Below are 25,930 nucleotides of genomic sequence, written 5' to 3' on the forward strand. Positions count from 1 at the left end.
TATCCCAAATAAAAATCTAAATTACTATATATTTGTCGATATATCTATACGATAATTTATGAAAGTTTTACACGTTTCTGGAGCCACTAGTTGGGGAGGTAACGAACAGCAATTGTTATATTTGGTAGAAGAACTAAACTCATACGGAGTTGAACAGTTCTTGTTTTGTTATGAAAATACACCTTTGATTGAAAAAATTAAGGACCAAAATATTGCTATTATTTCAATTCCTAATATAAAATCTCGTAAGAAAGCTTATAGAAAATTGCTTAATAGTGCTGTGAAAGAGCATCAGTTTGATCTTCTTCATCTGCATACAAGTAATGCGGTTACGGGGTATATGATTACAGATCTTTTTTATGGGCTTAAAGTAAAAGCTGTGTTTTCAAAGAAAGGTATAGGAAGCAGTGTTAGTTTTTTAAGTAAGCTTAAGTATAATTATAAGAATATTCATAAAGTTTTATGTGTGTCTGAAATTGTTTCTGATTATTTTAAAGGTGTTTTATACGCTAAAAATCATCACAAACTTTGTGTAGTATATGATGGTGTTAAGGTACATAAAGAAAACAACGAAATGACTTCTTCATATGATCTTAGAAAAGAATTGAATATTGAAAAAGATACCAAAATCATTGGTAATATTGCAAATCATACAAAGGCCAAAGATCTAAAAACTTTAATAAAAACATTAGATATATTGGTGAATAAAGAAAATACTACAGATATACATTTGGTACAAATTGGAGAATTTTCAAAACGTTCTCAAGAACTTAAAGATATGGTTTCTGAATATGGTTTACATGATTATATATCGTTTGTAGGTTTTAAAAATGAAGCATCTTCAATTTTACCTCAATTTGATGTATATCTTATGACTTCAGAACGAGAAGGTGGACCCACAACTGTTTTAGAGGCATTTTATAAGAAAGTACCTGTGGTTTCGACTAATGTAGGATTAGTAAGTGAGGCCATAGAAGACGGTGTAAATGGGTATGTAGCTCCAATTAGCGATTATAGAGTTCTTGGCGAAAAAGTATTGCAATTGCTTAATGATGATGTGTTAAGAAATTCTTTTGTGAAGATCTCTTATAATAAATTTGTAAACTCTTACACAGCCAAGCATTTAGGGATGAATACATTTAATGTATATAAAGAAATTGTTTGATGAAGGTTAAAACAGCACTTATCATATCAACATATAATTGGCCTGAAGCACTTGAGTTAGTTTTAAAGAGTGTAGCAAACCAAAGTATAATGACCAACGAAGTTTTAATAGCTGATGACGGTTCTCGTGATGAAACAAAGCTAATTATAGAAAAGTTTAGAGAACAAGTATCAATACCGCTTAATCATGTTTGGCATGAGGATTTAGGGTTTAGAAAAGGAAAAGTTTTAAATAAAGCGATAGCGTCTACAAATGCGGATTATATTATCGAGGTTGATGGCGATTGCATTATGCATAGAGATTTTATTAAAGACCATTTAGATTTTATAAAAAAAGATGTTTTTCTTTATGGATCTCGAGTAAATATCCAAAAAGATTATTTACCTGTATTATTCAAAAAACAAAAAATATCTTTTAATTTTTTGTCAAAGGGTATTAAAAAAAGAACAAGAGCTTTGCGAATACCAATTTTTGGTTATCTTTTTACACCAAAATCAAAACTCTCTAAAAAAATAAGAGGATGTAATATATCGTTTTGGCGAGAAGATGTTATAAAAGTTAATGGCTATAATGAATCTATAGAAGGTTGGGGTAGAGAGGATAGTGAGTTGATTGTGAGAATGCTAAATAATGGTTGTGTCGGTAGAAGACTTCGGTACAGGGGGATTGTTTACCATATATGGCATTCTGAAAAATCTAGGGATAAAGTTCAAGAAAATGATAGAATTCAACAACTTTCAAAAGAAAAGGCATTGATTTGGTGCGAAGACGGAATTGATAAATACCTTAATAATTAATAAATGCAAAACCAATTTGTAATACATCCTGCTCAGGCAGTTTTTGAACCGCAAATAAAGAATGCTATTCATAACTTTGACAGGTATGATGATGTGCTTGGAGAGGCAGAGAGAAATGTGATTAAAATTGTTGATGTAGATGATAAAAAATATACTATAAAATCGTTTAAAGTACCTAATATCATTAATCAAATTGCTTACCGGTTTTTTAGGAAATCAAAAGCAGAGCGATCATATACTTATGCAAATAAATTATTAGATTTAGGTATTGATACTCCTTTTCCGGTAGCATATGATCTTTATATGTCTCCGGTTTTATTTAAAAGAAGTTATTATGTGAGTGAGTTGGTAAATTGTGACTTAACCTATAGAGAGCTAACAACTGATTTTTCTATTCCTGATTATGATAATATCCTTAGAGCTTTCACTAGGTTTACTTATAAGTTACATGAGAAAGGGATTAATTTCTTAGATCATTCTCCCGGTAATACTTTAATTAAAAGAGAAGGAAAAGAGTATAGATTTTATTTAGTTGACCTTAATCGTATGCAATTTGGAAAAATGGATTTTGATACAAGGATTAAGAACTTTGTTAAACTTACTATTCATGAATCAATGATTAAGGTAATGAGTAATGAATATGCTAAATGTACAGGAGAAGATGAAAAAATGATATTTGATCTCATGTGGAAATACACAAGAGAATTTCAATATAGATTTTATCGTAAAATAAGAATTAAAAAAAGAATATTTTTCTGGAAAAAAAAGTACAGAACTATTCCTTCTGAGTCTCCGATTTAATTATTTCTCTCAATTTGATATACTTTAAAAAAGTTAGGTTGGCCGTCTGAACACATATTACAAACCCATTTAAACCATCAAGAAATCCTAAACGGAGAAAATATGCTTTGAAGAAAGCCCAAGTTGGATTAAATAAGATTTTCCATAGAGTTGCTTTTTTTCCTAATTCGTAATATGAATGTGCCGATATTGTTGAGAACTTTTCGATTTGCGAATTGTAAGCACTGTATGTTGGATAGTTCCAATGTAAGATATCACCTTTTAATTTTCCAGAACTTTTAGGGTTATATAGTTTATAAGAATCATGAGGGTTAATACCTTTCCATTCTCCCTTTCCTTTTTTGAAAGCTCTCAATTTTTTATCGGGGTACCAATCAGAATGTTTTATCCATTGTCCGCAAAAATTATTATAGCGATTCATGTAATATCCATCATGAACCCAATTAGATTTTAATGCTAGTAAAGATTTTTGAAGCTCAGGAGATAGGGCCTCATCACCATCAAGTGAAACTATATGATCGTAAGAAGCTTGTTCTATAACAAAGTTCTTTTGTTCTTTATACCCTAGAAATTTCTGCTTTACAAATTTGACATCATATTTTTTACAAATTTCTTCAGTTTTATCAGTCGAAAAAGAATCAACAACGACAATTTCATCTACTACTCCTTGAAGTGACGCTAGACATTCTTCGATTTTTCTTTCTTCATTATAGGTAATAATAACTCCAGAGAGCTTAATCATAAGTTGGTGTAATTTTACAGGTTATAAATATAAAAATAGTTATTTTTTGAGGGATTGATATTTTGTTAGAAACTAAAATCAAATTATAAAGATTTTTTATATAATTAAAAGTTTCAGAATCAACCCTGTGTTATACGTATTTTTATGTCATCTATTCTATGGTTTGAATTAAATAGTTTCTGAGTTTTGGGATAATTAGATCCGAAGAAAACTCTTGATATAAATGCAAAGCTTCTTTTTTCATTTTTTTTGGAGACGTATTGCCATATAGTTCTGGTTTTACATCTATTAAATGAATAGAGTCATGTTCAATTCCATCTTCAAACATATTCCAATCTTTTTTAATAATCCATGGCGAGAAAATAGTAAAAGAAGGCACATCGATTGCTTTTGCCATGTTAACAGCACCTCCTTCATTACCTATCAACATATCACAATGGGATAGAATAGCAATAAATCCTCTTAAACTCTTTGCATATACATTAAAATATATATTTTTTTGGGTACTTGGAAAGGTTAGATCATAAATTGCTTTAGCGTCTTTTTCCTGATTAGGCATATAATTGAAAAGAATACTGGCTTTAGTCACAGAAACAATTTCATCAATTATTTTTGCCATTTCTTTAAAAGGAAGTGTTTTTATAGCTTCACTTCCCAATACACTAATCATTATTATAGGTTTTTTAGTTTCAATACCATTAGATTCTAAAAACTCTTTAGCTTTTTCTTTTTCTTCAATAGTAAGAACTATTTTTGGTCTTAAAATTTCTGTAGCAATTCTATTCTCAGGAAGAACCAGGCGCAATCTATTTTCTATAGCTGTACTGGCATTAGTAATTGGTTGGCTTTTTCTATGTATAACCTTGGTGTAAAAAAATTGTGTATACCATTTGTAAAAAGAAATCCTTTTTGGAGCTCGAGAAAATAAGGTAATTAAATTACTTTCTAATTTGCCAAAAGAATCAATAACCAGATCATATCTCTTTTTTCTTATTTCTTTTAAGAATTTATAAAAAGCTTTTTTACTTTCTCTATATTCTGGTTTAAATTCTATGATATGATCAAAAGCAAGGCTATTTTTTACTACGGGTATGGTGTTGGTGTTAATTAAATAATCAATAGTAGCATTGGGATATTCTTTTTTTAAAGTTTCACAAATAACTGTACTTGTGAGAACATCACCAATCATTTTTTGTTGAATAACTAGTATTTTCATAAACTATTGATCAAAATACCAGAACTTGTTTTTTTGTTTAAGGCAAGCCCTGGTATTTGTTTTTTCTTCAATTAAACGGCAACATCGTATTCACGAAGTGCGTCGTTAAGCGAGGTTTTCTTATCGGTACTTTCTTTACGTTTTCCAATAATCAAAGCACATGGAACATTATATTCTCCAGCAGCAAATTTCTTAGTGTAACTACCAGGAATTACTACTGATCTAGCGGGAACTACTCCTTTTCTTTCTACAGGTGTATCTCCAGTAACGTCGATTATCTTTGTAGAAGCGGTTAATACTACATTAGCTCCAAGTACGGCTTCTTTTTCTACACGTACACCTTCTACTACAATACAACGAGATCCTATAAATGCGCTATCTTCAATGATAACAGGTGCAGCTTGTAATGGCTCTAATACGCCTCCAATACCAACTCCACCACTCAAATGTACGTTTTTTCCAATTTGTGCACAGCTACCCACAGTTGCCCATGTATCTACCATTGTTCCTTCATCTACATATGCACCAATATTTATATAACTTGGCATTAAAATAGTTCCAGAAGAAATATATGCACCATGACGTGCTACTGCATTAGGAACTACACGAATTCCTTTAGCCTCATATCCTCTTTTTAATGGGATTTTATCATGATATTCAAAAATTCCTGCTTCCAGAGTTTCCATTTTTTGAATAGGAAAGTACAAAACAACCCCTTTTTTTACCCATTCGTTTACTTGCCATCCACCATCAACAGGTTCTGCAACACGCAGTTCACCAGTGTCTAACATACTAACTATTTTTCTAATTGCATCTTGAGTATTTTGCTCTTTTAAAAGCTCTCTATTATCCCAAGCTTTCTCTATGGTTTCTTTTAGTTGGTTCATTGATCAAAAATTTTGGTAAAGATAATAGCTTAACTCAAAAAACATATCGATTTAATGTATTTTAGGAAACCATTAATAAATAAGGTGTTTATTTGTCATAATATCATATTTTTGCACAAAATATGTAGATGGCTAGAATATTGGCAATAGATTATGGAGGTAAGCGTTGTGGTATTGCAGTGACTGATGAGTCTCAAATTATCGCTTCGGGATTGACTACTGTTGATACCAAGAATGTGTTATCTTGGTTAAAAGACTATGTGTCTAATGAAGAGGTTGAGCTTTTTGTAGTTGGAGAACCCAAAAGATTGCATGGAGAACCTTCAGAAAGTGAAAAGTTGATTCGACCTTTTTTGGAAAAATTAAATAATATGCTTCCCAATATTCCAGTAAAGAGAATAGATGAGCGCTTTACCTCTAAGATAGCTTTTGACACCATGTTGGCAAGTAGGATTTCAAAAAAGAGAAGAAGGGATAAAGCATTAGTTGATCAAATTAGCGCCACCATAATTTTACAAGATTACTTGTATAATCAATAAAAAAAGAAATAGTAATAAAATATATGATACTTCCTATTGTAGCATACGGAGACCCGGTATTAAAGAAAAAAGCAAAGGAGATTGCAAAAGATTATCCTAAATTAGAAGAGTTGCTAGAAAACATGTTTGAAACCATGTATGCAGCTCATGGTGTAGGGTTGGCAGCTCCACAGATTGGCATTCCCATTCGATTGTTTTTGGTAGATACAGAGCCTTTTTCTGAGGATGATGAATTATCAGATAATGAAGCAGATCAATTAAAGGGTTTTAAAAAAGTGTTTATCAATGCAACCATTCTTGAAGAAACCGGAGAAGAATGGGCTTTTACTGAAGGTTGCCTTAGTATACCTGATATTCGTGAAGATGTATTTCGTAATGAAACCATCAAGATTAATTATTTTGATGAAAACTTTGTAGAACATACAGAAATATATAGTGGTTTAGCAGCTAGAGTAATACAACATGAGTATGATCATATCGAAGGGATTTTATTCACAGATAAACTTTCAAGCCTAAAAAAACGTTTAATAAAAGGAAAACTAGCCAATATTTCTAAAGGAAAAATTAGTGCTGATTATCGAATGCGTTTTCCTTTAGCAAAAAAGGGTAGATAATTAAATTTTTATGTTGGTCAATGTTTGATTTTTTGAAACGAACTACAGATATTTGCCAACTTTGAAACGAAAAAATATGAGCTTAGATAAAATATTAGCAATTTCAGGTAAACCTGGGTTATACGAATTGAAAACACAAACCAGAAGTGGTTTTTTGGCAGAGTCTTTAATAGATGGTAAAAGACTATCAGTTAGCATTAGACATAATGTTAGTGTGCTTAGTGAAATTGCAATTTATACATTTACTGAAGAAGTTCCTTTAAGAGAGATTTTTGAAAAGATTCAAGAAAAAGAAAATGGAGAACAAGCCATTAGTCATAAAGAATCCAAAAACAAACTAGAAAGCTACTTTAGTGAGATATTACCAGACTATGATGAGGATAGAGTGTATGTAAGTGATATGAAAAAAGTAATACAATGGTATAATATATTACAATCTAAAGGGATAACCGATTTTTCTGAAAAAGAAGAGAATTCTTCAGAGGAGGAAGAATAGTAAAAATACTATTGTATGAAAAAAGAGAATCTCGGGATTACCGGATTCTCTTTTTTTATGGAAACAAAGAAATCAACGTCCGTATAATTCATTTTTTGAAAGCGATATTGGTTCTAAGTTTTTAAAACTATTAAAAGAATGTGTGTAAATTGAACAAATATTGCTTGATTTTCAATGTATCAATTCATGAGTTCTTTGTATTTTTGCGCAAAATTTAATACAACCTTACAAATATTTAGTTTACATGGCTAATACCAAATATGTTTTTGTTACAGGAGGTGTTTCTTCTTCCTTAGGAAAAGGAATTATAGCAGCTTCTTTGGCAAAACTACTACAAGCAAGGGGATACAGGGTTACTATTCAAAAGTTAGACCCATATATTAATGTTGATCCGGGAACCCTAAACCCTTATGAACACGGTGAATGCTATGTAACTGATGATGGAGCAGAGACCGATCTTGATCTTGGACACTATGAACGTTTTTTAAATACTCCAACTTCGCAAGCTAATAATGTTACTACAGGTAGAATTTATCAGAGTGTTATTGAAAAAGAACGTCGAGGAGAATTTTTAGGAAAAACAGTACAAGTAGTTCCTCATATTACTAATGAGATTAAAGAGAGAATTCAGATTTTAGGAAAAAGCGGTAACTATGATATTGTAATAACTGAAATTGGAGGAACGGTAGGTGATATAGAATCATTACCTTATATAGAAGCAGTTCGACAATTAAAATGGGAGTTAGGAGACACAAATGCATTGGTGATCCATTTAACATTGATTCCATATCTTTCTGCTGCTGGCGAATTAAAAACAAAGCCAACTCAGCATAGTGTAAAAACATTGATGGAAAGCGGGATTAAGGCAGATATCTTGGTATGCAGAACTGAGCACGAACTATCAGATGATTTACGCAGAAAATTGGCATTGTTTTGTAATGTGAAACAAGAAGCCGTAATTCAATCCATAGATGCATCAACGATCTATGATGTGCCTAATTTGATGTTAGAAGAAGGACTTGATGCTGTTGTATTGAAGCAATTAGTACTCAGAGATGATAATGTACCTGATTTAGAAAACTGGAATAACTTTTTAAAACGTCACAAAAACCCAAAATGTGAAGTGACGATTGGGTTAATAGGTAAGTACGTTGAATTGCAAGATTCGTATAAATCTATTCTTGAGGCATTTATTCATGCTGGTGCAGAAAATGAAGTAAAAGTAAATGTTGTTAGTATACATTCTGAGTATATTGATGATGAAACTATTGAAAAAAAGATCGCACACCTTGATGGAGTGCTTGTTGCACCTGGATTTGGTGAGAGAGGAATAGAAGGAAAAATAAAGGCTGTGCAGTTCGCCAGAGAACATAAATTGCCATTCTTTGGTATTTGTCTGGGAATGCAAATGGCAGTGATAGAATACTCTCGCAATGTTTTAGGACTTAAAGATGCATGTTCTGCAGAAGTTGATCAGAATACACCACATCCTGTTATTGATTTAATGGAAGAGCAGAAAAATATTACGGATATGGGAGGGACAATGCGATTAGGTACCTGGGATTGTGAACTTATTGAAAATAGTAAAGTATTTGATGCCTATAAGGAAAAATTGATTGATGAACGTCATAGACATAGGTACGAATACAATAATAATTATAAGGACCAACTAGAGGGAGCAGGTTTAAAAACTACTGGAATAAATCCTAAAACTGGCTTAGTAGAAATTATTGAAATTCCTGATCACCCTTGGTTTGTTGGTGTGCAGTACCATCCAGAATATAAAAGTACCGTTGCGAATCCACATCCATTGTTCATAGCCTTTGTGAAAGCAGCTGTAGAGTACTCAAAAAATAATAAAAGTGCCAAAGTGTCACAGAGATAGTAATTGGCTAGGTAATTGACATTGAGATAATACATAAATAATTTCTAAAGCCTTTCTGAGTCATCAGATAAAGGCTTTTTATACATATAGTAAATGGAAGAAAAAAAATTTGACCTTAATTCGATAATTGGATTTGCACTTATTTTTGGAATCATCGTTTGGATGTTCTATCTAAATCAACCTACTCCAGAAGAAATTGAAGCAGAGAAAGCCAAACAAGAGCAAGTTGAAACAGAAAAAAAGACCGAAGAAAAAAAGACTTCAGATTTTGTTACAGAAAGCCAGCCTATTGTTGTTAACCCACAAGATTCTTTAGCAGTCGTAAATGCTAAATCACAACTTGGTGCATTTGCTTATTCAGCAAGTTTGCCTTCGGCCAAAGATCAATATACAAAGATAGAAAATGAAGTATTAAGCCTTAAGATTAATAATAGAGGAGGGTATATTTCTGAAGCTTTATTAAAAAACTTCAAAACCTATGATTCTGTTCCTGTATATTTGATTAAGGATGGTAAAAATGCATCTTTAAATATAAATTTTGGTACAACAGATAATAGAATTCTAAATACCAAAGACCTGTTTTTTGAACCAAAAGTTACTAAGAATGGAGATAATACAATCCTTTCCATGAGGCTTAAAGCTTCAGATTCTCAGTTTTTAGAATATAGGTATGAGTTAAAACCAAATGATTATATGGTAGATTTCACCATTCGATCACAAGGGTTGCAGCAAGTGATTAATAGCAGTCAAACTATTAATTTAGATTGGAAACTTCAAGGAATGAGGCATGCAAAGAGTGCTTCTTACGAAAATCGCTATACAGAATTGTCTTATGAGTATGATGGAGGAAAAGATGACTATCTCGGGCAAGGAGAATTTACAGATGACGAAGAACAAGATGTTACCTGGATTGCTTTTGAGCAGCATTTCTTTACCTCAATACTATTAACAGATATACCATTTAAGACAGCTGCTTTTACTTCAAAAAATATAGCTAATTCTAGCGACTTAGATGACAAGGATATAAAAGTAACAAAAGAGTTTTCTGCTACCATGCCTTTAGAGTTACAGGGGGGAGAGCTTAATTATGCTATGGATTGGTATTATGGACCGTCAGATTATAAAATATTGAATTCATACAAAAGAAACCTTGATGAAATTGTACCCTTAGGTTGGGGGATTTTTGGGGTAATAAATAGATATTTATTTATTCCGTTTTTTACTTTTTTAAGTAGCTTTTTGCCTTATGGTATTGCTATAATTATAATGACAATTATTGTTCGTATTATTTTGTCGCCTGTTACGTATAAATCATACTTATCACAGGCAAAGATGAAAGTTCTGCGCCCTGAGATTACAGAAATTAACGAAAAGCATAAAGATAATGCCATGAAGAGACAGCAAGAAACAATGGCTCTTTATGGTAAAGCTGGAGTAAATCCTATGAGTGGATGTTTACCAGCTTTAATGCAAATTCCAGTCTTTTATGCCTTGTTTAATTTCTTTCCTAGTGCGTTCGAGTTAAGACAGAAAAGTTTCTTATGGGCTGATGATTTATCAAGTTATGATACCATAGCACAACTACCATTCGAAATCCCGTTTTATGGAGATCATATTAGTTTGTTTCCAATACTTGCTTCTGTAGCGATATTTATCTATATGATGATGACAACAGGGCAGACCATGCAAACACAACAACCCGGAATGCCAAATATGAAATTTATTATGTATTTGTCACCACTAATGATGCTATTCTTCTTTAATAATTATGCTAGTGGATTATCATTATATTACTTTATCTCAAATTTAATTACTATAGGAATTATGTTAGTGATTAAAAATGTAATTATTGATGAAGATAAAATCCATGCTAAAATTCAGGAAAATAAGAAGAAGCCTAAAAAGCAAGGTAAATTTCAGAAAAAAATGAAAGAGCTTATGGAGCAAGCAGAGCAGCAGCAAAAGACAAATAAAAGAAAGTAATTTTTTTATATATTAAGAATAAAAGCTCCTTTTTAGGAGCTTTTTTGTATTTTAAATTTTAGTTTTATTACTTTGAATTTCAAATAATGGTATACTTTTTGGAAATTACATTCGTTGAAATAACGTCCCAAATTATATAACTATGCGAAGTACATTTTTGTTTTGTGTTCTGATTTTTACATGCTCTTTAGTATTTGGCCAAGGGTATAACAAGTTTGATGCCGAGGGGAAAAGACATGGGAAATGGCGTAAACGATATGAAAATACCGATCAAATTAGATATGAAGGAAGTTTTGATCATGGAAAAGAAGTAGGGGAGTTTAAATTCTATAAACCAAGTAGTGGAACGTCTCCTACAGCTACCAAAATATTTTCTAAAGATCATGATACAGTAATAGTAAAGTATTTTACCAAGAAAGGAAAAGTGATTAGTGAGGGTAAGATGATCGGTAAAAATCGTGAAGGGTTGTGGAAATATTATCATAATGATTCTAATAAAGTTATGATGACTGAGCACTATCTAGCAGGGAAATTACATGGAGAACAACTTACTTATTTTGATAATGGTCAACTTACAGAGAAGAATGCTTATGTAGAAGGTAAAAGAGAAGGAAAAAGAATTATGTATTCTGAGGATGGAATTAAGATCAAAGAGTTTACATACGAAAATGATCAGTTACACGGTATGACCAAATATTATGATACTAAAGGAGAGCTAATCATTGAAGGAAATTATAAGAGAGATCGCAAAGATAGTATTTGGAATTACTACGAAAACGGAAAATTATCGGAGCAAAAACTATTTCCTTTAAGCCGTAGTGGAGCCAATAATTGATTTATAAAATACATATATAGATAAAACCATAAAGCAATGCGTAAGCGTTGCTTTTTTTATTTATTATTTTTGCATAAAATTTATAAAGATTAAAGCATTTTTTGATGAAGAGAGTAATCGTAGGATTATCAGGAGGAGTTGATTCTAGTGTAGCCGCATACTTGCTGAAAGAGCAAGGGTATGAGGTTATAGGATTGTTTATGAAAAATTGGCATGATGATTCGGTAACCATTTCTGATGAATGTCCATGGTTAGATGATAGTAATGATGCATTACTGGTGGCAGAAAAATTAGGAATACCATTTCAAACAGTAGACTTAAGTGAGCAATATAAAGAGCGCATAGTGGATTATATGTTCAATGAATATGAAAAAGGAAGAACACCAAATCCAGATGTCTTATGTAATCGAGAAATTAAATTCGACGTTTTCCTAAAGATTGCACTGTCTCTTGGAGCAGATTATGTTGCTACAGGACATTATTGCAGAAAAGATACTATAATAAAAAATGGACAAGAAGTACATCGTTTATTAGCAGGTAAAGATCCTAATAAAGATCAATCATACTTTTTATGTCAATTATCACAAGATCAGTTGGCTAAAACCTTGTTCCCGGTTGGAGAATTACTAAAACCGGAAGTTCGAGAAATTGCTGCAGCGCAAGATTTAGTGACTGCAGATAAAAAAGATTCTCAAGGACTGTGCTTCATAGGAAAGGTTCGTTTACCAGAGTTTCTTCAGCAAAAATTACAACCAAAACAAGGAGATATTATTGAAATACCATCTTCTGAAGATAAATATTTGCGTGAAATACCAACATTTTCATCTAAAAGAGAAGAATTAGAATTTCTTTCTACAAAATACCAATATGATGTAAATGAAGGAAAAGTAGTAGGTAAGCATCAGGGAGCACACTATTACACCAAAGGACAACGAAAAGGTTTGGCCGTTGGTGGTACACCAGAACCACTTTTTGTTATAGAAACAGATGTCGAAACGAATACAATTTATACGGGCCAAGGTAAAAATCATCCAGGCCTTTACCGTAAAGCTTTATTTATCACTAATGAAGAATTACATTGGGTTAGAGATGATTTAAAACTTAATATTGATGAAGAGCTTGAAGTAATGGCTAGGATTCGATACAGACAACCTTTAGAAAAGGCAACATTATACCAAGTCGATGGTGGGATGTATGTTGTTTTTGAAAATGGCCAGAGTGCAATAACCGAAGGACAATTTGTTGCCTGGTACCTTGATGAAGAATTAGTTGGATCTGGAGTGATTTCGTAACTTGTGATCAACAATAAATTTAATTATAAAAGACCCCACAGGAATACCAGATCAAATCTGGTATTCCTGTGGGGTCTTAAAACACTATAGTAATGAATACGATTAAAGATCTATTTAATATACAATATCCAATTATTCAAGGGGGTATGATATGGACAAGCGGCTGGAAACTTGCAAGTGCAGTTAGCAATGCAGGAGGATTAGGACTCATTGGGTCTGGATCTATGTATCCAGATGTATTGAGAGAGCATATTCAGAAATGCAAAAAAGCAACAGACAAACCGTTTGGAGTAAACATCCCGATGTTGTACCCTAATCTAGAAGAAATTATACAAATTATCATCGAAGAAGGGGTCAAGATAGTGTTTACCTCTGCCGGGAATCCAAAAACATATACAGCGTATCTAAAAGAGCATGATATCACTGTAGTGCATGTAGTGAGCAGCCTTAAATTTGCTTTAAAAGCACAAGACGCAGGAGTTGATGCTGTGGTAGCAGAAGGTTTTGAGGCTGGCGGGCATAATGGTAGAGATGAAACCACCACATTGGCTTTAATTCCTATGGTGAAAGAAAAAATAAATATCCCACTGATTGCTGCCGGAGGTATTGCAACAGGGGCATCCATGTTTGCAGTTATGGCCCTTGGAGCTGATGGGGTACAGGTGGGGAGCCGTTTTGTTGCCAGTGATGAAGCATCATCACATAGGGATTTTAAGAAAATGGTTGTAGATGCAAAAGAAGGGGATACACACCTTACTTTAAAAGAACTAGCACCTGTTCGAATGCTCAAAAATAAATTCTATCATGATGTAGCAACATTATATTCAAAAGGTCCCTCTGTTGATGAACTCAAAGATTTACTGGGACGGGCTAGAGCAAAGCGAGGTATGTTTGAAGGTGATCTTGATGAAGGCGAACTAGAGATAGGACAAGTGTCTGGATTAATTCATGATATCAAACCAGCGGCCTTGATCATAAAAGATATGGTTGATGAATTTAAAGCTACTCAAAGTAAAATGGGACAAGTTTCTATATAAACCTTACATATGAATTCTAGAAAAGAACAGCTCAAAGCTTTTGACAGATTATTAACCATTATGGACGAATTGCGTGAGCAATGTCCTTGGGATAAAAAGCAAACATTACAGTCTTTAAGGCATCTTACTATAGAAGAAACATATGAACTTGGTGATGCAATTCTTGATAATGATTTGGATGAAGTAAAAAAAGAATTAGGTGATTTGCTATTGCATATTGTTTTTTATGCCAAGATAGGAAGCGAAACTAAGGATTTTGATATAGCAGATGTAACAAACGAAATCTGTGAAAAACTTATCAATAGGCATCCTCATATATATGGAGATATAGAAGTGCCCAATGAAGATGATGTAAAACGTAATTGGGAAAATCTAAAATTAAAGGAAGGCAAGAAAAGTGTTTTAGAGGGTGTTCCAAAATCACTTCCGGCGTTAGTTAAAGCCAGTAGAATTCAGGATAAAGTAGCTGGTGTAGGTTTTGATTGGGAAGAGCCTCATCAGGTATTTGAAAAACTCAAAGAGGAGCTCGAAGAATTACAGCACGAAATCAAAGTTCAAGATCAGGATAAAATAGAATCTGAATTTGGAGATGTTCTTTTTTCAATGATTAATTATGCGCGTTTTCTTAACGTTAATCCTGAAGATGCATTAGAGCGTACTAATAAAAAGTTTATCAAACGGTTTCAGTATCTGGAAAGTAAAGCGAGAGAAAATAATAAAAGCCTAAAGGATATGACCCTTTCTGAAATGGATGTTTTCTGGGAAGAAGCAAAAAAAATGTAATTATAAAAAGTTGCCCATCAATACTTGGTGTATAATGGGCAACCTGGAATATATAATCAAGGGGCGATTCTTTAGTTTTTGATTATTTTTTTGATTTGAGTATTGCCGTTTATTGTAATTCTACAAAAATAAATACCTGAAGCCTTCAGCCAAGTAGCCTTATCTAAGGTAAGAGAATGTTCACCTTTATCGATAATGTCTTCATAAATAGTGTTTGTTGCTCCATAAAGATTTGTAATTTCTATGCGCACTTTACTATTATTTTTTTCGGTATACCAAAGTATAGTGGAGTTCTCTGTTATCGGATTAGGGAAAATTAACGTTTTGGAAATTGAAATATCACTTTCCGAATTGCTGGCAGATCTGGCAACATCTGGGTTACTATCATACCAAATACCATTATAATACCATCCATTTGTACACCGATTAAGATCAGGTGTTTTTGAAGATCCATTATCACTAAAAATAAGATTAGCACAGGTAGTGTTTGTAAACGTATAACGATACCATCCATCTGTGGCTTCTGTCATGGATTCTCCTGGCCAAGTGGTCGTTAGATTAGAAGGAGTAACATCCCAGAAGTATATTTCTGGCGATGTATAAGAGTCGGATTTAAAATATACGGTTAATTCTTGCGATTGTTCAGGATTGTTATCATACCATGTGCCATTGTAATACCACCCATCTCCACATCTATTTAGATCCTGGGTTTGGTTGGTTCCGTTAGCACTAAAGATTAAGTTTGTACAGTTTACATCAGTAAAGGTGTGTTTATACCAACCGTTACCAGCATCTATCATTGATATTCCTGGCCAATTAGTTGATGTGTTCACTGGGGTTGTATCCCAATAATATAAATTAGGATTAGATATTGGACCTTTATAATATATTGTCATAGAACCTGTCGAAGTTGAAAAGGTAAAAGTATTACTAATCACATTGGAACTTAACCCTTCAGAGTCATAAGCAATTGCCTTAACTGTAGTATTTTCAGTTAATGTAATTGATGAACTATATAAGTTTGATGTATTTGTTGGTTGATCCCCATTAAGCGTGTAATAGATTAGTACTCCTGACGGATTATCATCACTCGCACTTAGTGATACCGATACAGTATCACCTTCGGAAAAAGAGCCTCCATCAGGAGACATGGCAAGAGTAGGAGGAGTATTTGTATTTCCACCAGGTTGAGTGTCATACCAAATTCCGTCTTCATACCATCCATCTCTATTTCTAGAAAGGTCAGGGGTTTTATTACTGCCATTGTCGCTAAATAACAGATTAATGCTTTCAACACCTTCAAAAATGTATTTATACCACTCTGTATTATCAATTTTTGTCATTTGTGGACCGGGCCAATTGCTTGACGGTAATACATCGGGAGATTCGTTCCAATAATGGACATTTACTTGGGACCAGCTGCTTGGTTTCTTGAAATATATACGTAAACCTTCTATAGGGCCTATATTATAGTTTTTTGTAGAAACTTCTGAAGCAGTACCATCTTTATCATAGGCAATAGCTTTTATTGTTGTGGATTCAGTTATCGTAAAAGAGGTGCCGTATCTCGTACTTGAGGTATTTGGAGTTGAACCATTTGTTGTGTAATAGATTTCATATGGTGATCCAGCTCCTCCTGTACCTTCCATAAAGATCTGAATTGGATTTTCAGACTGATTATTGTTAGGGTTTATTATGGCAATAGGATTTGAAGGTCCATTGACACAATTTTCAAAAAATCCGCTACCACAACCTCCGATTAATCCTGGACCATTAAGTACATAAATACCAGCAGAACCAGAAGTGACATTAAAATTTAGAGAACCATTTGTAACTGCAATTTCTCTGCCAGTCACAGCATCTCTATAGATCCCATTTGTCATCCCTGAAATAGAGAATGAAGCATTCCCATCTTTTGCAAGTCCTACAGCCACTTCGCTATTTTGAAATGTTCTGCGATATGCTACTGCATTTCCAGGGGCGTCTTTCCAACTCCAGGCACCTTTTTGCAATGCAGGAACAGCTCGACGAATGGCATTTAATTTTTTTATATGTTGATATATTTTATGATTTGAAGCCTGATCAATAACATCTCCGTAATACGCTCTACCAGTTTCATTGATTGATCTTTCTATACCTGATGCATCATGAATATCAGCAAATTCTCCTGCTTTAAAGCGCATTTCGGTACCATAATACACGGTTGGAATTCCACGCCAAGTAAACATAAAATTCATACAAGCAGCGAGGTTTTCATCTGACCCACCATAGCGTCTATTCCAGTCATTGTTAGGGCCGAAATCATGATTGTCTAACCAAGTTACTAATGTAGAAGGATCACTATACAGATTATCATATCTGGATGCAGCTTTTACCGTAGAAAAAGATTGTCCTTCTTCAAAAGTTCCATGAAACGTAGCTTCAGCAAAAAAGTCTATTACGGCAAGATCTACAGGATCTGAATTGTTTACAGCTCCTCTCCAAGTATAGTAATGCGGATTGATTTCATCAACAGGATGTAATTCATGGCGTTTTTGAGCTACTTCACCAAAAATAAATAAGTCAGGGTTTACCGCTTTAAAAGCATCATAAAAATACAGTATGTCTTCTTTGCTCATGTGTTTGACAGTATCCCATCTAAAAGCATCAACACCCATATTTATAAAAGTTGTATATGCATCAACGAGATAGTCTCGAACGACTTGACTTCCTGTGTTAAGGTCTGGAGTATCTCCAGCCAAAGCACGATTTTGTAAATTTTCTATATCATCAAACCCTTGAGCAAAACCATTACCAGAATGATGGTACCAGTCAGGGTCTGAGGTGTCAACATAATTTTCTTTACTTGGGAAATTAAAAGCAGCCAAATTTTCATTATACGGAGCAGGCATTTTTGGAAGATTAGCCCTGCTCCAAATTAGGTTATCCTCAGGATTAGGGGTTAATCCATCATATTCCCAATTTGGATTATCAGGAGCATACCAAGGCGCAGTAGGATCAGTGTTGTATTTTATTTCTGCTACATCTTTTATACCAAATCGGCCTGAGTGATTTGTAACAATATCCAGAACAATTTTCATGTCGCGAGAATGAATTTCATTTATCAAGTCTTGAAAAGTAGCTCCTGGAGATTCTAATCTTGGATCTACTTTAGTAAAATCCCAAGCATGATAACCATGATAATCTAATGGACTACGATTGTGCACAATTGGAGTAATCCAGATTGCAGTAAACCCAAGATCTTTGATGTAATCTAATTTTTGTATTAAGCCTTTAAAGTCGCCTCTCCATGTAACATCATTAGGGTCTGTGATGGTTGGATTTATAGATGGATCAGCGTTGTAAGAAGACCATTCTGTTGGAGCATTGTTAGAGGGATCACCGTCAAAAAAACGTGTAGTCATTAAAAAATAAATAGTTTCTTCTCTAAAATCAGTCTGACTATAGATGGATAATGGATTAAGCGATAAAATACCCGTACTTATGATTCCGAATATGCTGAGTAGTAATTTTTTCATGTGTGTAAACTTGCGTCGCCGTATTTTAAATAAAACACGAAGCAATTAAATTGAGATTGTGTGAATAAAATGGTTTTATACTTACGTATAATTCAATTTTTTAATATTTTTTTTGGTGATAATGCAATTTAGGTAAATTCTTACATGCGTTAAATTCGTTCCAATACCTCAAACGTTTTCGTGTTGATAAATTGCATGTATAATATTGCTTTTTACTAGTAAATAAGACCTTGTTTAAGTTCTGACTTTTCTTTTGGACAGAATGTGAAGAATATTATTTGCTAAAAGCAATGAGTTTGTCGGAGATCTCTAAAGTTTTGAATTTGAAATTTTCTTTTATCCACTGTAACGTATCAGGAGAGTAGAAAAATACATGGGTAGGATCATTTTTATACCACCAAGCATCAAAATCGATAGATGGATGGTATATGCTGGTTTTACAAAATAAGGTACCGGTTTCTAATAAAAGAGCATTAAGTAATTCAAATTCTCTTAAGGGATGGTAGAAATGCTCAATCACTTCACAGCAAACTATGTAATCATATGTTGATTTTAGTGCTGTGTTGTTTGGATTAAAAAAAGGATCATATGTAGTGATGTTGTACCCATTTTTCTTTAACAAATAAGAAATAACCGGACCACTACCCGAACCAAAATCAAGCCCTTTGTGATGTGCGTTATACTTTTGAGAAACGGCATTGACTATGGGTGACACAAAATTTTGATACCCAGGATCAGTTATATCATTTACATGTAATTGATATCTATCTTTTTCAGCTTCAGTAGAGAGATAATGAAAAGGATCTAATAAAATCCCCTTACAGTGGGTACATTTAAAATATGTTTTGTCGAGTATTTCTGAATATAACTTAGTTTCTGAACCACAAAGCGAACACTGCATGTATTTTATAATTGCTTAATTTTTTTCAGCTTAGCTTTCCAGAGCTCTAAAGTTTCTCTATGTTTTTCTATATTTTTCTGTACTTCTTTTACCAGAGGATTATCATCTTTAGTATTTTTGAAGAACTGAAGGTTGTTTTCTAACTGACGAATTTCCCCATTAACATCGTCAATCTTTTTACGAATAAAACTTTGTTCATTTTTTAAAGCTCTATCATCGCTTTGATTGGATAATGTATTTAATTTATTTTCGTATTTAATAAGTTCAGTTTCTTTACGGCTTAAATTAAGTTGCTGGAAAAGGGTGTCTAAAACCTTATTATATTCTGATTCAATATTTTTCTTTTTATATGGAACTCTACCTAAGGTCTTCCAGGTTGCAATATTTTCTTTTATGGTATTAAGATCTGCCTCGGTATCTCCTGAGAGTTTTAACTCCTTAAGAGCATCAATATGAGCTTGTTTTTTCTCAAGAGATGCAATTTCTTCTTTGTTTGCTTCATTTCTTTCGGCATGCAAACGATCAAAATACGAATTGCATGCTTCTTTAAATCTTTTCCATATACGATCACTATCTTTGCGAGGGACATGACCAATTTTTTTCCAATCTGCCTGAATCTTTTTCATTAAAGGAGTAGTAGCAGCCATATCTTCGCTATCCTTATTATCTTCAGCAATTTTGATCAGCTCCATCTTTTTATTAAGATTCTCAAACTGTTCTTTTTTAAGACTTTTATAGAACGCATTTTTATTGCGATTAAAATCTCTTACGGCAGTTTTAAACTGACTCCAGGTTTCTTCATTTACATTAGAAGGAACTTTACCTGCCTTGAAAAACTCTTCTCTTAAAGCTTCAATTTCTTTTATTTTTTGCTGCCAACCACTATGATTATGAGGGTGCGTAGAGCTAACTTCAATTATTTTTGCAATAATACTTTGTTTTGCTTCGAGGTTTTTTTCGTAAACTTTATCAAGCTCTTTGAAGTATTTTTGACGGTTTTCATGGATTTGTTTGGTCAGAGCGCTAAATTTTTCCCAAATAGGCTCTCTATACTCTTTACCAACAGGTCCAAGATCTTCTTTCCACATTTTATGAAGTAGCTGTAACTCTCTAAAAGCCCTGTTTACATCAGTTTCCTGGGCTAATTCGGTGGCTCGTTCTATAATTTTAAGCTTTTGCTCTAGGTTATGCTTAAAATCAAGATCTCTAAACTCTCTGTTTAGATGCAAAAAGTCATAAAAATTTTCGGTATGATGATGGTAGGTGTTCCAAACAGTATTGTATTTGTCTCTTGGGATTGCACCTGCATTACGCCATCTTTCCTGAATGCTTTTAAAATGATTGTAGGTTGTATTTATATTTTCATCAACATTAAGAAGGCCTTTTAATTCTTCAATCAATTCTAACCTTCGTTTAAGGTTTTCTTGTAGATCTTTTTTTAGATTTTGATAATACGCGTTACGCTTTTCTTTGTAATCAAAATATACCGAGTTGAATTCTTTTTTTAGGGGCGTAGAATAATAGAAGTCAATAATATCACCACCATCAGCTAAAAACTCTTCTTTTTTTTGCTCTACTTCTTCGTTAAATTTTTCGTTGAATTCACTTTTAATTTCTTCTACATGCTCTTTTATCGCCTGTATTTTTTCTGATTTAATAAGATATCGAAGTTCCTTAACGAGTTCTTCTTTGTCCATTGCATGATAATCTTTCTTTTCTATATCATGCCGTTCTATAGTGCTTTCGTCTTCACTGTGTTCTGCAACAGCTTCATCCATTTGATTTTGAACATGATCATGACTGTCCTCTGAAGTATCTTCTTCAGAAGAAACATTAGTGTCATCATTAGATTTTTTAGTTTCGGCTTCTAAAACTTCTATTTTGGGGTTATCAGCTTTAGTTTCTTCAGTTGTGGATGACTCTTGATCAGTATCGATAGTGTTTTCAGATTTTGTTTCTAAAGTTTCTATCTTATTTTCTTTCTCTCCATCTGCCTGAGGCAGGTTATCACGTGTTGGCATTGTGTAAACGTTTTTGTTTGTGTGAGCTCAGATACCATTATTTTTTTCAAAACAGGTATATTCAATGACTAAGATACTAACATATTAGAAAACCTCAAAGTTATTGAGGCGTTTTAGGAGTTTCTTACACTTGTATATAAGATGTTATATTGAAAATTAGGATTAGAAATTAATCATTCCAGATTTTCCATGATTTTTCAGCTTGTAAAATTAGCATTTGCAATCCATTCGTAGTTTTTGCTCCTTTTTCTTGCCCTTTTTTCATAAATGTGGTTTGATCCGGATTGTAAATTAGATCGTACAATACATGGTTTTTGGTAAGGTGTTCATATGGGATATCCGGATAATAATCAACATTGGGGTGAGTGCCTAAAGGAGTGCAATTGATGATCAATTTATATTCTCTAATAATGTCTTCGTCAAGATCATTGTAGCTCAGTTCATTAAAATCTGGGTTTCGGGATACAAATGTATAGTGTATATTTAATCGATCTAAGGCATAAGCAATAGCTTTTGAAGCTCCACCAGTACCTAAAATTAAGGCCTTTTTTATAGTCTTGTTTAGCAATGGTTTTAAAGATTCTGTAAAGCCATAATAATCACTATTGTACCCTATTGATTGCTGATTTTCATCAAACTTAATTACGTTAACAGCACCAATTTCTTTTGCAATAGGATCGAGATGATCTAAGTACGAAATCACATCTTCTTTATAAGGAATTGTTACATTTAGGCCTTTAATGCTGGTATTTTCTTTAATCTGTCTTAATTCTTCAATGTGTTTGAGATCAAAGTTGTTATATTGGCAATCAAGATTTTCTTTTTCAAACTTTTCGGAAAAATAATTTCTAGAAAAAGAATAGCCAATATCTCTTCCTAATAAACCATATATTTTTATCATTTTGAATTTTTTAAAGTTCTTTGACCATACCATTCTAACCACAAAACAATAGCAATTCCTATTAGAATAAATACGATACCTATATAGGTTTCTAAAGTTAAAAAATCGGGAAGGTAACGATCATAATTATCCAATATGAGGTTACCTTCCGTATCAACTAATTTATTGCCTAAAGTGTCAACTTTGTATATTTTATTTTTCCAGGGCCATACGACCCCTAATGAACCTGTAATAAACCCGATTATTGAGGCAAACGTTGCCGTTTTGTATCGTTTTAGTACAAAACCTAAAAAGTGTGATAGTGTAACGAGACCGGTTAAGGATCCTATACTAAACACAATAAGGACTTTCAATAGTCTTATTCTTTTTGCATTTTCAAGAAAAGATAGATCCCAGCGTATCAGGTCTGCTATAGTGTCATACAGAGCATTTACAGAATCTACCAGCAAAAGCACATAATTCCCTAATAAAATTAAAATAAAAGAGCCAGATAACCCAGGCAGTGTCATACCAGAAACACCAATAATTCCACAGATAAAAACAAACCACAGATTATCATTTTCTTTGGCGGGGTCTAATAGACTAATACTAATTCCGGCTATGGTACCTATAGTGATTAAAAAAATATTTCGCTTGCTCCAGTCATTAAAATCTTTTACGATATAATATATAGAACCCACGATCATACCGAAAAAAGAGGCCCATACATACAATTCATAATGTATAATAAGGTAATCTAGAATTTTAGAAACGCTAAAATAACTGATCAACATTCCCAAAATAAGTAGTCCTAGAAATCGGCCATTGATATATCTCCAGAAGCTATTAAACCTAAAATTAATAAACAATTTAAATGCTTTTAGATTTATTTTCTGGAGCGAATAAATGAATTCTTCGTAAAAACCTGCAACAAAGGCAACTACACCTCCAGAAACTCCAGGTACTTTATTCGCAGCACCCATGGCAAGACCTTTGATAACGAGAAATATTCTATCAGTAAAAGTTCTGGTACTTTGTTGCATAGGTTATTCAGCTTTTTTTACAGCAAGGCGTTCTAAGATAAGAATTAATAAAAAACCTATGGCAATAAATAACAGCACCCAGATGATCTTTGGATCACCATCAAAATTATTGGGAAGTATGCTTTTTTCAATATACGGTACTTTGAGTCCTTCAGAATTTATTCTCCAGGATACTACTTTTTTCCAAGGCCAAAGTTTATTTAGAGAACCTATCATAAAGCCAGTAAGTATTGCAAGTGTGGTGTTTTTGTGATGTTTAAACATCCAATTAAGTACTTTAGAAAACAATTTCAAACCAGTTATTGCACCTATAGCAATAATTGCTATCTTATAAATGGCTTGCCATAAGAGATCAAAGTCCATAGAAATTAACCCTTCTCGAAGTTGATTAAGAATGTCTATAAAAGTTTGATATGCTCCTAAGATAAGAAGTATAAAGGCACCAGATACTCCAGGTAGTATCATAGCAATGATGGCGATAAATCCACAAAACAAAAGGTATATGTTATTTTCTGGAGAAGCTATAGGTTCTGCAATAGTGATTAGATATGAAATAACTGCGGCGATCAGGATACCAATAAATACTTTAGGTCTCCATTGTGTAATTTGTTTTCCGATATATATAATACTTGCAAGTACTAATCCAAAGAAAAATGCCCATAATAATAAAGGTTCATTGTGTAGTAGCCATTTTATAATCTTTGCCAGTGATAAAATGCTAATGGCAATACCTAAGAAGAGAGTAGAGAGAAAAGAGAGATTATACGTTCTCCAGGCATTTAAGAAGCCTTCTTTTTTCCATACAGTAAAGAAAGAGAAATTTAGAGTATTTATGGTTTCTATTAATTCTTCATAGATTCCGGATATAAAAGCTATTGTTCCTCCTGAAACTCCAGGAACTACATCTGCAGCTCCCATGGCAAGGCCTTTTAGAGAAATAACTAGGTAGTCCTTAAGACTTCTTTGCATTCGAACTATTTTTTTGCGATTTGTATTCAAAACAAATGTATGCAAAACTTAATAGAAAAAAAGAAGTCTTTTTTTGAAATTACTGATACTCTGAAATAATATTTCGAACCAAAGTAAGGTTAAAAACTTTTTCAAAAAGTTCTTCTAATACAATATGATACTCATAATCTTGTTCTAGAGCCTTTCGGATATGGTATTCGCCTTTTTCGAAATCTTGCATTTCGTAATATATTCCGGCTAATCTATATTGTATTTCTGCATTTTCCGGATAAAATTCTAGAGCCTGATATAGATTTTGTATTGCAGCATCAGATTCGCCAAGAAATCTAAGAATATCAGAGCGATTTAACCAGGTTTCTAATTCGTAGTTGCCCAGTTCGAGTGCTTTTCGATACCCTCTTTCGGCTTCTTCAAAAAAAGCTAACCTATTATTTATTTTAGCATATCGCTTCCAGTATAATACATTTTCCCCATCAATATTGATTGCTTTGTTGGTATAATACAAGGCTTTTTGATAGTTGCGCTGGCGTAGATAAAAATCAGTAATAGCAATCCATCCTTTATCTAATAATGGGTCTTCATGTACTGTTTTAGAAAAATGTTGAATAGCTAAATCATCATTGCCTAATTTTTCATGACATTTTCCGATTCTTAATAATGCAAATGAAGTAGGATCGTCTAACTCTAAAGTAATGCGATAATTTTCTATAGCCTCATTATAGCGTTTTAGTTTTTCAAGTACTTTACCTTTTTCTAAATATGCTCCAATAAAGTATTCATCACTTATAATTGCAAAGTCGAAAGCAGCCAGGGCTTTTTCATATTCTTTTAAATCATAATATTGTTTACCTACCTGATGCCAGGCAACTTCACAATACGGATTTTTATTAAGAAACATATTAAGGTATTCTATAGCTTCTTGGTGTTGCTCTAGAAAATCAAAGCAATAGATAATGTTATAAAGTGCAGAATAATCCTGTTCATCGGCTTCAAGGCACCTCATGAAGTTGATTTTTGCATTTTCAAAATCATCCATAAAGAGGTACTCCATTCCAATAAGGGAGTATACATCTGCCACATCATTAGTATAGCTTAGCGCCATCATCAATAGCTCTATAGCTTTGATATGATTATTTTGCTTGGATAGGATATTAGCTTTTTGGATATAAATCTCTTCGTTTTCAGGTTCTAATGCATGTAATTGAGCCAAAAGATTGTCTGCTTTTTCCAAACGATCTTCAAAAACCAAAACTTCTACTTGTAAGAGTTTTAGGTTTACAGAAGATGGATGTTGAGAAAGACCAAGAGATATTGCTTTTTTTGCCTTAGCTATTTTTCCGTTTTCCAGGTAGTGATGAATAATAGATTCAAACTCATCAGAATCAAAAAATTTAACGTCATTAGATCTCAGCATAGACTCGTATCGAGTAATTGAGAAATTATTTTCTTCTTCGCGGTTAAACTTCATACACGTTCTTTAAAGATGCGAAATAAATTATAGGAGTACTATTGATTACTTTTTTCCC

At 33.0% G+C, this 25,930-nt stretch carries 22 protein-coding genes; 12 read left to right on the plus strand and 10 right to left on the minus strand.

Annotation, left to right across the window (positions count from 1 at the left end; genetic code table 11):
* Nucleotides 1-58 precede the first annotated feature (58 nt).
* From JJQ60_RS15905 to JJQ60_RS15915, 3 genes are read left to right on the plus strand one after another with little or no spacing between them, the layout of a single operon-like run.
* Nucleotides 59-1,165, plus strand: a complete 1,107-nt coding sequence (locus JJQ60_RS15905) for a glycosyltransferase (protein ID WP_201922449.1) — start codon at nt 59-61, stop codon at nt 1,163-1,165.
* Nucleotides 1,165-1,962, plus strand: coding sequence for a glycosyltransferase family 2 protein (locus tag JJQ60_RS15910; RefSeq protein ID WP_201922452.1), 798 nt, complete (start codon nt 1,165-1,167; stop codon nt 1,960-1,962). Before JJQ60_RS15905 ends, JJQ60_RS15910 begins: the two co-directional genes overlap by 1 nt.
* A gap of 3 nt (nt 1,963-1,965) precedes the next feature.
* On the plus strand, nt 1,966-2,763 hold the full coding sequence (locus JJQ60_RS15915; RefSeq protein ID WP_236669148.1) for a Kdo domain containing protein: 798 nt from the start codon (nt 1,966-1,968) through the stop codon (nt 2,761-2,763).
* On the opposite strand, the gene JJQ60_RS15920 is transcribed toward JJQ60_RS15915, so the two are convergent.
* The 3 genes from JJQ60_RS15920 to JJQ60_RS15930 form a co-directional block, all read right to left on the minus strand.
* Nucleotides 2,738-3,505, minus strand: a complete 768-nt coding sequence (locus tag JJQ60_RS15920; protein WP_201922454.1) for a glycosyltransferase family 2 protein — start codon at nt 3,503-3,505, stop codon at nt 2,738-2,740. The genes JJQ60_RS15915 and JJQ60_RS15920 overlap by 26 nt on opposite strands.
* Before the next feature lie 151 nt (nt 3,506-3,656).
* Nucleotides 3,657-4,721 carry a glycosyltransferase family 9 protein gene (locus tag JJQ60_RS15925; RefSeq protein WP_201922457.1) on the minus strand — a complete coding sequence of 355 codons (1,065 nt, stop codon included), beginning with the start codon at nt 4,719-4,721 and terminating at the stop codon, nt 3,657-3,659.
* Between the two features lie 71 nt (nt 4,722-4,792).
* Nucleotides 4,793-5,608 carry a 2,3,4,5-tetrahydropyridine-2,6-dicarboxylate N-succinyltransferase gene (locus tag JJQ60_RS15930; protein ID WP_201922460.1) on the minus strand — a complete coding sequence of 272 codons (816 nt, stop codon included), beginning with the start codon at nt 5,606-5,608 and terminating at the stop codon, nt 4,793-4,795.
* Nucleotides 5,609-5,736: 128 nt separating this feature from the next.
* Here JJQ60_RS15930 and ruvX point away from each other — a divergent pair, with 128 nt between their 5' ends.
* The 9 genes from ruvX (at nt 5,737) to mazG (ending at nt 15,072) form a co-directional block, all read left to right on the plus strand.
* Nucleotides 5,737-6,147 (plus strand): Holliday junction resolvase RuvX, encoded by a 411-nt coding sequence (gene ruvX, locus JJQ60_RS15935; RefSeq protein WP_201922463.1) that lies wholly within the window; start codon nt 5,737-5,739, stop codon nt 6,145-6,147.
* Between the two features lie 23 nt (nt 6,148-6,170).
* Nucleotides 6,171-6,761, plus strand: a complete 591-nt coding sequence (def, locus tag JJQ60_RS15940; protein WP_201922466.1) for a peptide deformylase — start codon at nt 6,171-6,173, stop codon at nt 6,759-6,761.
* A 76-nt stretch (nt 6,762-6,837) separates the two neighbouring features.
* Nucleotides 6,838-7,257 (plus strand): DUF5606 family protein, encoded by a 420-nt coding sequence (locus JJQ60_RS15945; protein WP_201922470.1) that lies wholly within the window; start codon nt 6,838-6,840, stop codon nt 7,255-7,257.
* 244 nt (nt 7,258-7,501) lie between these two features.
* Complete coding sequence (locus tag JJQ60_RS15950; protein WP_201922472.1) at nt 7,502-9,142, plus strand: CTP synthase; 1,641 nt, start codon at nt 7,502-7,504, stop codon at nt 9,140-9,142.
* Nucleotides 9,143-9,235: 93 nt separating this feature from the next.
* Nucleotides 9,236-11,125 carry a membrane protein insertase YidC gene (yidC, locus tag JJQ60_RS15955; RefSeq protein ID WP_201922474.1) on the plus strand — a complete coding sequence of 630 codons (1,890 nt, stop codon included), beginning with the start codon at nt 9,236-9,238 and terminating at the stop codon, nt 11,123-11,125.
* A gap of 142 nt (nt 11,126-11,267) precedes the next feature.
* Nucleotides 11,268-11,960, plus strand: a complete 693-nt coding sequence (locus JJQ60_RS15960; protein WP_201922477.1) for a toxin-antitoxin system YwqK family antitoxin — start codon at nt 11,268-11,270, stop codon at nt 11,958-11,960.
* Nucleotides 11,961-12,064: 104 nt separating this feature from the next.
* On the plus strand, nt 12,065-13,252 hold the full coding sequence (gene mnmA, locus JJQ60_RS15965; protein WP_201922479.1) for a tRNA 2-thiouridine(34) synthase MnmA: 1,188 nt from the start codon (nt 12,065-12,067) through the stop codon (nt 13,250-13,252).
* Nucleotides 13,253-13,344: 92 nt separating this feature from the next.
* On the plus strand, nt 13,345-14,289 hold the full coding sequence (locus JJQ60_RS15970; protein WP_201922496.1) for an NAD(P)H-dependent flavin oxidoreductase: 945 nt from the start codon (nt 13,345-13,347) through the stop codon (nt 14,287-14,289).
* Nucleotides 14,290-14,298: 9 nt separating this feature from the next.
* On the plus strand, nt 14,299-15,072 hold the full coding sequence (gene mazG, locus JJQ60_RS15975; RefSeq protein ID WP_201922499.1) for a nucleoside triphosphate pyrophosphohydrolase: 774 nt from the start codon (nt 14,299-14,301) through the stop codon (nt 15,070-15,072).
* A 71-nt stretch (nt 15,073-15,143) separates the two neighbouring features.
* On the opposite strand, the gene JJQ60_RS15980 is transcribed toward mazG, so the two are convergent.
* The 7 genes from JJQ60_RS15980 to JJQ60_RS16010 form a co-directional block, all read right to left on the minus strand.
* Nucleotides 15,144-18,590 (minus strand): starch-binding protein, encoded by a 3,447-nt coding sequence (locus JJQ60_RS15980; protein ID WP_201922502.1) that lies wholly within the window; start codon nt 18,588-18,590, stop codon nt 15,144-15,146.
* Between the two features lie 274 nt (nt 18,591-18,864).
* Nucleotides 18,865-19,491: a class I SAM-dependent methyltransferase gene (locus tag JJQ60_RS15985; protein WP_201922505.1), complete on the minus strand. Its 627-nt coding sequence runs from the start codon at nt 19,489-19,491 to the stop codon at nt 18,865-18,867.
* A gap of 5 nt (nt 19,492-19,496) precedes the next feature.
* Nucleotides 19,497-21,512, minus strand: coding sequence for a DUF349 domain-containing protein (locus JJQ60_RS15990; protein ID WP_201922508.1), 2,016 nt, complete (start codon nt 21,510-21,512; stop codon nt 19,497-19,499).
* 169 nt (nt 21,513-21,681) lie between these two features.
* A complete protein-coding gene (locus tag JJQ60_RS15995; RefSeq protein WP_201922511.1) occupies nt 21,682-22,413 on the minus strand; it encodes a shikimate dehydrogenase family protein in 732 nt (243 codons plus the stop codon).
* Nucleotides 22,410-23,435 (minus strand): DUF368 domain-containing protein, encoded by a 1,026-nt coding sequence (locus JJQ60_RS16000; RefSeq protein ID WP_201922514.1) that lies wholly within the window; start codon nt 23,433-23,435, stop codon nt 22,410-22,412. Before JJQ60_RS16000 ends, JJQ60_RS15995 begins: the two co-directional genes overlap by 4 nt.
* A gap of 3 nt (nt 23,436-23,438) precedes the next feature.
* Entirely contained in the window at nt 23,439-24,404 is a 966-nt protein-coding gene (locus JJQ60_RS16005; protein ID WP_201922518.1) for a DUF368 domain-containing protein, read from the minus strand.
* A 79-nt stretch (nt 24,405-24,483) separates the two neighbouring features.
* Nucleotides 24,484-25,872 carry a tetratricopeptide repeat protein gene (locus JJQ60_RS16010; RefSeq protein WP_201922521.1) on the minus strand — a complete coding sequence of 463 codons (1,389 nt, stop codon included), beginning with the start codon at nt 25,870-25,872 and terminating at the stop codon, nt 24,484-24,486.
* Between the last annotated feature and the right edge of the window lie 58 nt (nt 25,873-25,930).

Origin of the sequence: Aquimarina mytili (assembly GCF_016735115.1) — a bacterium.
GTDB lineage: Bacteria > Bacteroidota > Bacteroidia > Flavobacteriales > Flavobacteriaceae > Aquimarina > Aquimarina mytili.